An 11,968-nucleotide genomic window follows, 5' to 3' on the forward strand; every position below is an offset into this window, starting at 1 on the left:
GGCGGTTCTCAGCCGCGGTATGCCCCGGAGGTCTCGAGCACCCACGCGAACTCGAAGGCCACCTCGCGCCACTTCTCGTACCGGCCGGACACGCCGCCGTGGCCGGCGCTCATCTCCGTCTTGAGCAGCAACGGGGCGTCACCGGTCTTGGTGGCGCGCAGCTTGGCCACCCACTTGGCCGGCTCGACGTAGAGCACCCGGGTGTCGTTGAGGCTGGTGATCGCGAGGATCGCCGGGTATTCCTTCGCCTCGACGTTCTCGTACGGGCTGTACGAGCGCATGTACTCGTACACCTCGGGGTTGTCGAGGGGGTTTCCCCACTCGTCCCATTCGATCACCGTCAGCGGCAGCGACGGATCGAGGATCGACGTGAGCGGGTCGACGAACGGCACGTTCGCAAGGATCCCGGCGAACAGCTCCGGCGCCAGGTTCGCCACCGCGCCCATCAACAGGCCACCCGCGCTGCCGCCGTCGGCGACGAGCCGGTCCGGGCCGGTGACACCGGCGTCGATCAGGTGCCGTGCGCAGGCGACGAAGTCGGTGAAGGTGTTCTTCTTCGCCAGCGTCTTGCCGTTCTCGTACCAGTGCCGGCCCATCTCGCCGCCGCCCCGCACGTGCGCCACCGCGAAGACCATGCCCCGGTCGAGGAGCGACAGGCGCGCCACCGAGAAACCGGGGTCGATGCTGGCCTCGTACGACCCGTAACCGTAGAGCAGCGCCGGCGAGTTCTCGGGCGTGCCCTTGCGGGTCACGATCGACAGCGGGATACGGGTGCCGTCCTCGGCCACCGCCCAGTCCCGGCGCTGTTCGTAGTTCGACGGGTCGAAGTCACCGAGCACCGGCTGGGCCTTGCGCAGCAACAGCTCTCCCGAATCCACGACGTAGTCGTAGACCCGGCTGGGGGTGATGAACGACGTGAAGCCGAGCCGCAGCATCGGCTGGTGCCATTCCGGATTCGCACCCGGGCCGACGGCGAAGAGCTCCTCGTCGAACTCGAGTTCGGTCAGCTCGCCGTAGCCGTCGGCGGTCAGCGGCCACACCGCGAGCCGGGTCAGCGCCTCCCGCCGGTACCCGAGAACGAGGTGCCCGGCGAACGCGTCGACGTCCTCGAGACGCACGTCGTGCCGGTGCCCGATGAGAGTGCGCAGCGCCGACGGATCGTCCACTGGCGCCTCGGCGAGGACGAAGTTCTCCGCCTTCTCGCGGGTGATCTCCCCCGTCGCGTCGTTCACCACCTCGACGACGTCGTTGTGCATGACCAGGAACCGGTCCTCGCCGCCGATGACGGCATGCTCGGCGCCGTACTCGACGCCCTCGCGGCGCGGCAGCAGAACCCGGAATTCGCCGGTGGGATCCGCGGATTCGAGCACCCAGCCCTCGGTGGTGATCTTGGATCCCACCCAGATCATCAGGTACTTCTCGCTGCGGGTGGTACCCACCGACACCCAGTACCGCTCGTCGGGCTCGTGGAAGACCTTGACGTCCTCGGTGTGGGACGTGCCGAGACGGTGCCGCCACACGGTGTCCGGCCGCCACGACTCGTCCACGGTGAGGTAGAAGATGTGGCTGTGGTCGATCGCCCACGTCGCGCCGGGTGCGGTCCCGGGGATCTCGTCGGCGAGCAGCTCGCCGGTGCCGAGATTCTTGAACCGCAGCGTGTAGCGCTCGTCGCCGACGACGTCGACCGAGTACGCGAGCAGCGTCCCGTCGTGGCTGATCGAGAACGCGCCGAGGGAGAAGAACTCGTGCCCGGCCGCCTCGACGTTGCCGTCGAGCAGCACCTGCTCGCCCGGCAGTTCCACACCCGGCGCCAGCTCCGGCGGATTCCAGTCGTCGGGGTCGGCGATCGGACAGCGGCACTGGATGCTGTACTGCTTGCCCTCGACGGTACGGGCGTAGTACCACCAGTCCCCCATGCGGGTGGGCACCGACATGTCGGTTTCCTGCGTGCGGGACTTGATCTCCTCGAAGATCCGCTCCCGCAGCGGCGCCAGATGCGCGGTCTGCTTCTCGGTCCACGCGTTCTCGGCCTCGAGATGGGCGATGACCTCGGGATTCTCCTTGTCGCGGAGCCACTCGTACTCGTCGACGAAGGTGTGTCCGTGATGGACCCGCTCGGACGGGACCCGCTTGGCGATCGGCGGGGTCATGCGCTCGGCCCCCACCAGTCGGCGAACGACAGGCCCGAGATCCGTTCGTAGGCTTCGATGTAGCGCTCCCGGGTGGCGTCGACGATGTGCTGCGGCAGGGGCGGCGGCGGGGTGTCGGACGCACGGTCCCAGCCGGACTCGGGGCCCGTCAGCCAGTTGCGCACGAACTGCTTGTCGAAGCTGGGCTGCACCTTGCCGGGCTCGTAGCCCTCGGCGGGCCAGTAGCGTGACGAATCCGGGGTGAGCACTTCGTCGGCGAGGATGAGGTTGCCGTCGTCGTCGAGGCCGAACTCGAACTTCGTGTCGGCGAGCAGGATGCCCTTGTCCGCCGCGTACATCGCGGCACGGCCGTAGATGTCGAGGGTGTCCTCGCGCAGCTTCACGGCGAGATCCACGCCGACCTTGTCGGCGACCTCCTCGAAGGTGATGTTCTCGTCGTGGTCGCCGAGTTCGGCCTTGCTCGCCGGGGTGAAGATCGGATCCGGCAGCTGACTGGCCTCCACGAGGCCCTCGGGCAGCGGGACGCCGCACACCGCGCCGGTCTTCCGGTAGTCGAGCAGGCCCGACCCGGTGAGGAAGCCGCGGGCCACGCACTCGATCGGCACCATCTTCAGCCGTTTGACGACGAGGGCGCGGCCGAGGACCTCGGCGGGGATGCGTTCGTCGTCGGGCTCCCCGGCGAGGTGGTGGTTCACCTCGAGCAGGTTGAAGAAGAACACGCTCATCGCGGTGAGCACCCGGCCCTTGTCGGGGATCGGGGTGTCGAGCACGTGGTCGTATGCCGAGATCCGGTCGCTGGCCACGAGGAGCAGGTGCTCGTCGTCTATGACATACAGGTCCCGGACCTTGCCGCCGGCGAGGTGGGGGTAGGACTGGAGTGATGGACGCACGCTGCCACCCTAGTGCGCCGCGCCGACCTGCACCGCACCCCCGTCCGATCGCCGGATCGTTCACTATGACAATGATCGTGACCGGAACCCCACCCCGAACAGGAGCGTGATGTCGGCCGCACCCCGGATCGACGTGGGTCTGCGCTCGGAACGCGGACCGATTCTCGCGGCTCTGATGCTCGCCACCGCGCTCGTCGCACTCGAGAGCACCATCCTGGCCACCGCCGTCCCGACCATCGTCGCGGACCTCGGCGGCTTCACGCAGTTCCCGTGGCTGTTCTCGAGCTACCTGCTCACGCAGGCCGTGCTCGTGCCGGTCTACGGCAAGGTGTCGGACGTGTACGGGCGCAAACCCGTGCTGCTGTTCGGCATCGCGCTGTTCGCGCTGGGCTCGGCGTTGTGCGCGCTGGCGTGGAGCATGCCGGCACTGATCGCCTTCCGCGCGGTGCAGGGTCTCGGGGCGGGGGCCGTGCTGCCGATGGCGCAGACCATCGCCGGCGACATCTACACCGTCGCCGAGCGCGCAAAGGCGCAGGGCTACCTCGCGAGCGTGTGGGGCATGTCGGCGATCGTCGGCCCCGCCGTCGGCGGCGTGTTCTCCGACTATGTGTCGTGGCGGTGGATCTTCTGGGTCAACCTGCCGCTGTGTGCGCTGGCCGCGGGGGTGCTGCTGCGGGCGTTCGCCGAGCCACGGCCCCCGGCCGCCCGGCGGCGGGTGGATCTGGCCGGCGCCGCGACGCTCGCCACGGGTTCGGGTCTGCTGATCCTGGGTCTGCTCGAGGGCGGGCAGGCGTGGGCGTGGGCATCGGCGCCGAGCGCCGGGGTGTTCGCGGCCGGCACGACGCTGTTACTGCTGTTCGTGTGGGTCGAGCGGCGGGCGCCGGAGCCGATCCTGCCGCCGTGGGTGTTCGCCCGTCGTGTGGTGCTGACCAGCAGCGCGGTCGCTGCCCTCGTCGGCGCCGTGGTGCTGGGGCTGACCTCCTACGTGCCCGCGTTCGTGCAGGGGTCGCTGGGCACCACGGCACTGGTCGCGGGATTCACCCTGTCGACGATGACGATCGGCTGGCCGCTCGCGGCGGCTCGTTCCGGCTGGTTCTACCTGCGGATCGGGTTCCGCAACACCGCGATGATCGGGTCCGTGCCGGTGCTGGCCGGCACGGGTCTGCTGACGCTGCTCGACGAGCAATCGCCGGTGTGGCACGTCGCGGTGTGCTGCGTGCTGGTCGGTCTCGGGATGGGCCTGATCGCGAGCCCGGCGCTGATCTCGGCGCAGTCGAGCGTGACGTGGGCCGAGCGGGGCGTGGTGACGGGGGCGTATTCGTTCGCCCGATCGATCGGCAGCGCCGTCGGGGTCGCGGTGTTCGGCGCGCTGGCGAACTCGGCGCTGGCCGCGGACGGGGTCGCCGGGTCGGGCCCCTTGGAGCCGGAGCGGCTCGCCGACGCGGTGGCTCCGGTGTTCGTCGCCCTTCTCGTGGCCGCGGTGGGCCTGGCGGTGACGGCCGCGACGATGCCGAACCGGCCCGCCGAACCACCCAGCACCCCTTAGGTTGGAAAGGCTCACCTAAGGTGTGGGTCATGTCGAACGAAGACGGGCTGCTGCCCAGCGTCATCGAAGTCGCGAAGGTCGAGGACATCACCCCCCGCATGCGCCGCGTCACGTTCGCCGGCCGCGGGGTCGAGGTCTACGCGAGCGACCCGACCCGCGTGCCCAACATCAAACTGATCTTCCCGCGGGAGAACGGCGACCTCGACCTGCCGGTCAACACCGGCGGCCGTCGCCTCGAGTGGCCCGACCCCACGCTCAAGGCACAGGTCCGCACCTACACCGTGCGGCGGCTCGATCCCGCGGCCTCCGAGATGGACATCGACTTCGTCCGGCACGGCGACGAAGGGCTGGCCAGCGCCTGGGCCGAGCGGGCCCGTCCGGGTGACCGCATCGCGGCGGCCGGCGGCGGCGGGATCGTCGCGCCCCCGGCCGACTGGTATCTGATCGTCGGCGACGAGACGGCGCTGCCGGCGATCGGCCGCATGCTCGAACGCCTACCCGAGGGCGCCCGCGGCACCGCCGTCGTCGAGGTCGCCGACGAGGGTGAACGGCAGGATCTGCGCTCCCCCGCCGACATCGAGATCCGCTGGGTGCACCGCGACGGGGCGCCCGCGGGCACCACCACACACCTGGCCGACGCGGCGACCGCCGTGCCGATCCCCGACGGCGAATTGAAGCGGTTCGCGTGGGTCTCGGCCGAATCCGCGACTGTGCTGCGGATGCGCAGGTACCTGCGGAACGAGGCGGGCTTCGACCGCAGGTCCACCCTCGTCATCGGCTACTGGCGGCACGGCATGACCGAGACCGGGTACGGCCGTACCACGGATCACGACCGGGACTTCACCGAGCACGACGCCTGAGCCGGGCCGAGCGACGCGCGACGCGCCGCCCCGGGCCGCCCCGGGCCGAGCGAATGTATCGTCCATCTCCTCAGCGGTAGCGAGCGATACATTCGCTCGCCCCGCAGGAGGTCAGGGCGACGAGTCGGGCCCGTGCACCTGGTCGTGCAGGGCCTCCATCCGGACGTCGAGATCGCGGGCGGTCGCGGCCGCTGCCCGGAGTTCGTCGAGCAGTCCGACGGGCACCGCCTTGTCGTACTTGTAGAAGATCTTGTGTTCGAGACTGGCCCAGAAGTCCATCGCGACGGTGCGGATCTGCAGTTCGACGAACACCGGCTGCACCCGGTCGGACATGAACACGGGGACCTCGACGATCGCGTGCAGGCTCCGGTACCCGTTGGGCTTCGGATGTGCGATGTAGTCCTTGACCTGGACGACCCGGACGTCGCGCTGCCCGGTGATCAAGTCGAAGATCCGGTAGACGTCGGAGATGAAACTGCAGGTGATGCGGATGCCGGCGATGTCGTAGATGTTCTCGCGGATCGCGTCGAGGGTGAGCGGCAGGTCCTTGCGGACGGCCTTCTCGACGACCGACTCCGGTGTCTTCAGCCGCGACTTGACGTGCTCGATCGGGTTGTGGTCGTGGGCGAAGCCGAACTCCTCCCGGAGGATGTTGATCTTGGTCATCATCTCGTCGATACCGAACTTGTAGACCATCAGGACGCGGCGGAACTCCCGTTGGAGCGCGATCTGCGGCGGGTCCAGGTTGAGCTGCGCCGGCTCGACTCGTGGTTGCCTCAGCTGCACGTCGTCAGCGCCGTCCACCGTTTCCGTCACCGTCTGTCTCCTCATCGCCTTCCCGATCGAGTCTGCCAGGTCGGCCGAGGGTGCGGCCCGGCGCCGACCCGGAGCCGCGGTGACGAGCGTGAGGGCGGCACGCGGCGACCGCGCCGGAGCGGCACGGTCGCCGCGCACCCTCAGCCGGGATGGACGGGCGCAGTCGTCACCACGGCAGCGGCACCCACTGGTCGAACAGCCAGAACCCGTGCCCCTGCGGCCCGGGCTGCTGATGCTGCGGGGCCGGCTGGTGCTGCGGCGCCGGCTGCTGCTGAACCGGGGACGAACCGGGTGCGGCGCTCGCGACGCCGGCGCCGGCGCCCACTGCGGCCAACGCGATCGTCCCCGTCGCCGCGACCTTGCCCAGCTTCGTGTTCAGAACCTTCACGACTTCGCAGTCCTCTCGTCGGGGGCGAGGTGGTTCCCCGCCCGTTGGACGACTCCACACTGACCCGCGCAGCTGGCAGCAGCCTTGGGAAACCCTGCCGTTCGGCTCCGAATTCGCGGGGCGCCCGCGGTGACCACCGCGGGCGCCCCGAACGTCTGTCACGACGGATCGGCTCCGGTCCGGCTCAGCATGTCGTATCCCCCTCCGGCACAGCCAGATCGACGAGGTAACGCGCGACGGGCAGGTCGACGCACCACTGGCCGCTCAGCACCACGCCGTGCTGGGTTCCGCGGTACGTGACGAGCACCGCGTCCAGTTGCTTCGCCAGGTCCACACCCGCCTGATACGGCGTCGCCGGATCCTCGGTGGTGGAGACCACGACGATCGGGGGCAGACCGTCGACCTCCACGGCGTGCCGATCTCCCGTCGGCGGCACGGGCCAGAAGGCGCACGCACCGAGCGGCGCGTTGCCGGTGCCGCGGCCGTCGTCGAGGAACGGGGCCGCCTGCCGGGACCGGGTGTCGAGTTCACCGGCCACGGCGGGGTCGGTCACGGCGGCGTCGTCGACGCACCGCACCGCCGCCATCGCCTCGGCAGAGTTCGAGTACGAACCGTCGGCGAACCGGCCCTCGTACATGTCGGACAGCACCAGCAGTGTGTCGCCCCGGCCCTGCACCAGTTCGGCGAGCCCGTCCCGCAGGTATTCCCAGCCCTCCGGCGAGTACAGGGTCGCGATGACGCCGCTGATCGCGTTCGCGTAGCTCAGCCCCCGCGGATCCTCCGTCGCGGCCGGCCGATCGATCAGGGGATCGACCAGCGAGCGGAACCGCTCGACTGCGACCGCGGGATCGGAGCCGAGGGGGCAGTCCTCGCGGGTCGCGCACTCCGTGGCGAATGCGTCGAAGGCCTGCTGGAAACCGGCGGCCTGCCGCACCGCTTCCTCGACCGGGTCCTGCTGAGGATCGAGCGCCCCGTCGAGCACCATCGCCCGCACGTTGCCGGGAAACGCCTCCGCGTAGGCCGAACCGAGCCGGGTTCCGTAGGAGTAGCCGAGGTAGTTCAGCTTCGGGTCGCCGAGAACGGCCCGGATGACGTCCATGTCCCGCACCACGTCGCGGGTGCCCACGTGCGCCAGCACGTCGGTGCCCGTGCGTTCGGCGCAGCGCGCCGCGTACTCCCGGCGGTTCTGCTCCGCCCGGGCGATCCCCTCGGGGGTCATGTCCACCGCGGGGTCCTGCCGCCACGCGTCGGTCTCCTCGGGCGTCAGGCAGTCGATCTGCGGTGTCGACGCACCGATGCCGCGCGGGTCGAATCCGACGACGTCGAACCGCTCGGCGAGCTCGGTGCCGGCGCCGACGACGGCCATCCCGAGGCCGGACGCTCCCGGTCCACCCGGGTTGACGAGCAGCGACCCGACCTTCTCCCCCGTCGCCCGTGATCGGGACAGGGCGATCTGCGCGGTATCGCCCTGGGGGTTCTCGTAATCGATCGGCACGGTCACCCGCGCGCACTCGAGCCCGGCCCCGGCCAGGTCCGATCCGTCGGTGCTGTAGCCGTCGCACGAGCCCCACTGGAGCTGCTGGGTGTAGAAGGGCTCGAGGCCCGGCGGGATCTCCCCCGCCGCCGAGGCGAAGCCGGCCGCGCCGACCGGAGACGTGAACCCGCCCACGATCAGTGCCGTCGCCGCTCCCGTTGCGGTCACGAACCGCAGGACCCGGTCCCGGGTCCTGCGCTCTCCACTCGCCGCCATGAATCGACCTGCCCTCCAGTGGTACTCGATCGGAGAGGCGAATCTCTCCTCGGACCACTACAGGGTCGGTGCCGGCGGCGACCGGCACCACCACCCCGAGGGTGTCGATGGACAACCCCTCGGGACGGCGCTCCACCCTCCTCGCCGAGCGCGTCGCCGCTCGGGCCTCGCCGCGCTCCGGCCGCCCGTGCGGCTAGGGACGTTCGGCGATGCGCTTGATCGCTTCGAGCCGGCGGTCCCACTGCCGTCCGATCGATTCCAGCTCGCCGGCCAGTTCGCCGAGCCGGGCACCGACCGCCCGGTAGCGGATCTCCCGTCCGACCCGAACCGACTCCACGAGCCCGGCGTCGGCCAGCACGGTCAGGTGCTTGGCGATCGCCTGACGACTGACCGGCAGCCGCCCCGCGAGCGCACTGGCGGACAGGTCCTCGGCGCCGATCGCGGTGAGGATGTTCCAGCGGGTCTCGTCGGCCAGTACCGCGAGCACCGCTGGAACGCCCTTCGGCACATCGTTCACCGGGATTCCAGGAACTCCACCAGATCGCCGAGTTCGGCACGCCAGCCGTCGACATTGCCGTCGTGGGCCGACTGCGGGTCGACGAGTTCCTCGAAGCCGGTCTCCACCATCGTCAACCGGGTGCCGCCGTCGATCTCGGCCAGGTCGAACCGCACGACCGTGGAGTTGCCCGGTACCGGGTCCACATTCGCGTCGCGTGCCCAGCGGTAGATCAGTGTCTTCGGCTCGTCCACGTGTTCGACCAGCACCCGGAAGGGTCCGGCGTCGTGGCCCGTCCAGCCGAACGTGCCGGTACCGCCGGGCGATGCGTCGAATTCGATTCTGTCGCCGAACCATTGCGCGATCAGTGCGGGTTCGGTCAGGGCGGACCACACCTTGGTGGCCGGTGCCGCGATGTCGATGGTGCGGGTGATGTCGAGCGGGGCCATGATCGCCTCCAGTTCGGGTAGGGGTTGTGCAACTCCAGGGTTGCACCTTTCTTCCTCGACTGCAACCCCCCAGTTGCAGAAATATGGTTGTCGCGACGGCGACTCACCTCTCATCGCGTCCGGTCGACGACCAGCGCCTGGACGGCACCGAACTGCGGGACGATCCGGCCGATCAGGGCCGCCGGCGGCTCGAGCCGGTGCCCGAACCGCGGATGCGCCGCGGTGAACAACCGGCCCTGCACCCGGGCTCGGCCGTGTCGAGCGCCCAGACGGCGCAGCTCTCGCCGCGTGACAAAGCGTCCGTCCGAGTACGGCGCTCGGCGGGTGGGCCGATCGAGCCACCCCCAAGGGCTGGTCGGGTTCAGGGTGAGTGCGACGATGCGCCCGCCCGGACGAGTGATGCGAGCCATCTCGGTGAGCACGGCCGCGGCGTCGGTGAACTCGAGGGTCGCGACGGTGACGGCCGCGTCGGCCGCAGCGTCCGGCACCGGCAGGCGGGCGGCGTCGGCGCGCACGACCCGGCCGGGTGCCCGGCCGGCCGCGACGGCCAGCATGCCCGCCGACAGGTCCACACCGAGCACACGGGCACCACGGTGAACAAGATGGCACACGAGCCGTCCGGTCCCGCAGCCGATCTCGACCACGGTGCGGCCTGCCACCTCCGGCAGGGCCACATCGATCGCGCCACGCTCCACGGCCCAGGCGTGGGCGCCCCACGGGCTGGCGAACCAGGTGTCGTAGTCCCGGGCCTGCGCTGCGTCACTCGTCATCCAGCGTGCAGAGGGGTGCGCAGCATCGATCTCTTCTCCGGGTGTGCGCTCGAACGGCACGAACGGTTCGTTGGTGGACATGCCGTCGGGATTCCCCTCGCCGGAGTCCGGAAACAGCGGTACGACGAGGCGGGTCTCACGCCGGTGCGAGCCTTCGGACCGCGTAGCTCACGATCTCGGGGGTATGCGCGCTGATCACCACCCGCTACACCCTCGACCAGGTCGCCGAGGCATACGAGGACATGCACGCCGGCAAGAACATCCGCGGCGTGATCGTGTTCGACCGAGCGGAACCGGCCCGCGCCGGCACCCGCACACGGGTGCCGGCGCAGCGGCGTTCGGCAGGACGGGCTCAGGCGACGCGCTCGAGCGAGGTCCCCTCGTCGAGCCGGCGCAGCGTGCGCAAGGTGGCCCACAGCAGCGCGGTGATCACCAGCCCGACGGCACCGTACGCGGGCAGCGCCGCCGAGATCGGCACCAGCGCCGCCACTGCGCCCGCGACCACCGCGCCGACGGAGGCACCGGCGGTGACCTGCGCCGCCCACACCGCGGCGATGCGCCCCCGGTACTCGTCGGGGGTGTGTTTCTGGACCGTCGCGTACCGGACGATGTCGGTGAGCGCGTCGCCGAAGCCGTGCGCGGCCAGGCCCAGCAGCGCCACCGCGACGGTCGCGGTGAGGCCCGCCCCGACGAGCCCGGCGGCGGAGACGGCCATGAGCAGGAAGACCACCTGCCCGGATCGGCGGAGGTGGCCGGTCCAGCCGCTGGTGAGCGAGCCGATCACCGCGCCGACGGCCGGGGCGGTGTAGAGCAGCCCCACCACCGACGGTCCCGCGCCGAGCACCTCGGTGGCGTACTCGGGGACGAGCACCGACCAGCCGGCGAGCAGCATCGTCACGAATCCGCAGACGAGCACGCCGCCGATGACACGGTTCCCCGACGCGTAGCGGAAGCCGCTGAGCACCGAGCGCAGCGGCGACTCGTCGGCGACGTGCGTCGGCGGCAGGGACGGCAGCCGGGTGATGCAGAACGTGGTCACGGCGGTGGTGAATGCCGCGAGAGCGTAGGCCACCCCGACTCCGCCGGCGGCGATGACGACCCCGCCGAGTGCGGGTCCGACCATCGCGCCCAGGTCGCCGGTGAGGGCCATGAGCGCACCGGCCGCCGCCATCTTCTCCCGCGGCAGCAGGCTGGGGGTGACGGCCATGAGCGCGGTCGCGGAGATGCCGCCGCACGCGCCGTCGATCACGGCCGCCACATAGACGACCCACATCTTCGGGTCGGGCAGAAACGCGTTGAGTGCGAGCACCGCGAACGCCACGCCCGCGGTGCCCCGGGCGACGGCGATGACGCGCCGGCGATCGTAGCGGTCGGCGAGCACCCCGCCGACGAACGTGGCGGCGAAGGTGGTCACGCCGAGCACCGCCGACACGGCGGCGACCTGCGCGGTGGACCCGGTAAGCCGGTACACCTGCAGCGGCACGGCGACGACGAGGAAGCCGAGGCCGAACAGCGACACGACCCGGGCGGTGAAGATGTAGCGGAATTCGCGGCTGGTGCGCAGGGGGTCGACGTCGAGGACCAGCTTGTCGATCAGGGCCACGGCCGGGTCACCGCGGGGCGAGCAGGTCGTACCACGCCTCGAGCCGCGGTTCGGTGGCCAGCGAGACGAAGTCGACATCCGCGCCGGCGCCGCGCCACTGCTCCACGAGCGCCATCAGACGCACCGAGTCGAGGCCCTGGTCGACGAGGCTGAGCGCGGGGTCGAGTTCGTCGGCCTCGATCTCGAGGAGCCGTGCGATATCGGTGCGGATCGTCTCGCGGTCCAGGATGCCGGACTGTGTTGACATGAG

General features: G+C 70.6%; 12 protein-coding genes. 2 read left to right on the forward strand and 10 right to left on the reverse strand.

Features of this window, described 5'->3' with window-relative positions:
- Nucleotides 1–8: 8 nt before the first annotated feature.
- Entirely contained in the window at nt 9–2,150 is a 2,142-nt protein-coding gene (locus tag A4U64_RS19705; protein ID WP_065923537.1) for a S9 family peptidase, read from the reverse strand.
- Nucleotides 2,147–3,040 carry a phosphoribosylaminoimidazolesuccinocarboxamide synthase gene (locus tag A4U64_RS19710; protein WP_006931941.1) on the reverse strand — a complete coding sequence of 298 codons (894 nt, stop codon included), beginning with the start codon at nt 3,038–3,040 and terminating at the stop codon, nt 2,147–2,149. The genes A4U64_RS19705 and A4U64_RS19710 overlap by 4 nt, the downstream gene beginning before the upstream one ends.
- Before the next feature lie 109 nt (nt 3,041–3,149).
- On the opposite strand from A4U64_RS19710, the gene A4U64_RS19715 reads away from it, so the two are divergent.
- Nucleotides 3,150–4,586 carry an MFS transporter gene (locus tag A4U64_RS19715; RefSeq protein ID WP_065922997.1) on the forward strand — a complete coding sequence of 479 codons (1,437 nt, stop codon included), beginning with the start codon at nt 3,150–3,152 and terminating at the stop codon, nt 4,584–4,586.
- Nucleotides 4,587–4,615: 29 nt separating this feature from the next.
- Nucleotides 4,616–5,446 (forward strand): siderophore-interacting protein, encoded by an 831-nt coding sequence (locus A4U64_RS19720; protein ID WP_065922998.1) that lies wholly within the window; start codon nt 4,616–4,618, stop codon nt 5,444–5,446.
- Between the two features lie 111 nt (nt 5,447–5,557).
- Here A4U64_RS19720 and A4U64_RS19725 read toward each other — a convergent pair whose 3' ends face one another.
- From A4U64_RS19725 to A4U64_RS19760, 8 genes are all read right to left on the reverse strand, one after another.
- Nucleotides 5,558–6,250 carry a GTP pyrophosphokinase gene (locus tag A4U64_RS19725; protein WP_081636925.1) on the reverse strand — a complete coding sequence of 231 codons (693 nt, stop codon included), beginning with the start codon at nt 6,248–6,250 and terminating at the stop codon, nt 5,558–5,560.
- Nucleotides 6,251–6,428: 178 nt separating this feature from the next.
- Nucleotides 6,429–6,650, reverse strand: coding sequence for a hypothetical protein (locus A4U64_RS19730; protein ID WP_006931934.1), 222 nt, complete (start codon nt 6,648–6,650; stop codon nt 6,429–6,431).
- 184 nt (nt 6,651–6,834) lie between these two features.
- Nucleotides 6,835–8,400, reverse strand: a complete 1,566-nt coding sequence (locus tag A4U64_RS19735) for an alpha/beta hydrolase (protein WP_065922999.1) — start codon at nt 8,398–8,400, stop codon at nt 6,835–6,837.
- 193 nt (nt 8,401–8,593) lie between these two features.
- A complete protein-coding gene (locus tag A4U64_RS19740; RefSeq protein WP_006931930.1) occupies nt 8,594–8,917 on the reverse strand; it encodes an ArsR/SmtB family transcription factor in 324 nt (107 codons plus the stop codon).
- Nucleotides 8,914–9,345 (reverse strand): SRPBCC domain-containing protein, encoded by a 432-nt coding sequence (locus A4U64_RS19745; RefSeq protein ID WP_006931928.1) that lies wholly within the window; start codon nt 9,343–9,345, stop codon nt 8,914–8,916. The genes A4U64_RS19740 and A4U64_RS19745 overlap by 4 nt, the downstream gene beginning before the upstream one ends.
- A 110-nt stretch (nt 9,346–9,455) precedes the next feature.
- Nucleotides 9,456–10,196 (reverse strand): class I SAM-dependent methyltransferase, encoded by a 741-nt coding sequence (locus A4U64_RS19750; protein ID WP_232334111.1) that lies wholly within the window; start codon nt 10,194–10,196, stop codon nt 9,456–9,458.
- Between the two features lie 271 nt (nt 10,197–10,467).
- Nucleotides 10,468–11,718 carry an enterobactin transporter EntS gene (gene entS / locus A4U64_RS19755; protein WP_029541337.1) on the reverse strand — a complete coding sequence of 417 codons (1,251 nt, stop codon included), beginning with the start codon at nt 11,716–11,718 and terminating at the stop codon, nt 10,468–10,470.
- A 7-nt stretch (nt 11,719–11,725) separates the two neighbouring features.
- Nucleotides 11,726–11,965 (reverse strand): phosphopantetheine-binding protein, encoded by a 240-nt coding sequence (locus tag A4U64_RS19760; protein WP_065923000.1) that lies wholly within the window; start codon nt 11,963–11,965, stop codon nt 11,726–11,728.
- Nucleotides 11,966–11,968 lie beyond the last annotated feature (3 nt).

It is taken from the genome of Rhodococcus sp. WB1 (assembly GCF_001700945.1).
GTDB lineage: Bacteria > Actinomycetota > Actinomycetes > Mycobacteriales > Mycobacteriaceae > Rhodococcus > Rhodococcus aetherivorans.

Bases quoted from the DNA above. Each gene is read 5' to 3' on its own strand.
- A4U64_RS19705 (WP_065923537.1), bottom strand. From the start codon at position 2,150: ATGACCCCGCCGATCGCCAAGCGGGTCCCGTCCGAGCGGGTCCATCAC.
- A4U64_RS19715 (WP_065922997.1), top strand. From the start codon at position 3,150: ATGTCGGCCGCACCCCGGATCGACGTGGGTCTGCGCTCGGAACGCGGA.
- A4U64_RS19720 (WP_065922998.1), top strand. From the start codon at position 4,616: ATGTCGAACGAAGACGGGCTGCTGCCCAGCGTCATCGAAGTCGCGAAG.
- A4U64_RS19735 (WP_065922999.1), bottom strand. From the start codon at position 8,400: ATGGCGGCGAGTGGAGAGCGCAGGACCCGGGACCGGGTCCTGCGGTTC.
- A4U64_RS19745 (WP_006931928.1), bottom strand. From the start codon at position 9,345: ATGGCCCCGCTCGACATCACCCGCACCATCGACATCGCGGCACCGGCC.
- A4U64_RS19750 (WP_232334111.1), bottom strand. From the start codon at position 10,196: ATGTCCACCAACGAACCGTTCGTGCCGTTCGAGCGCACACCCGGAGAA.
- A4U64_RS19760 (WP_065923000.1), bottom strand. From the start codon at position 11,965: ATGTCAACACAGTCCGGCATCCTGGACCGCGAGACGATCCGCACCGAT.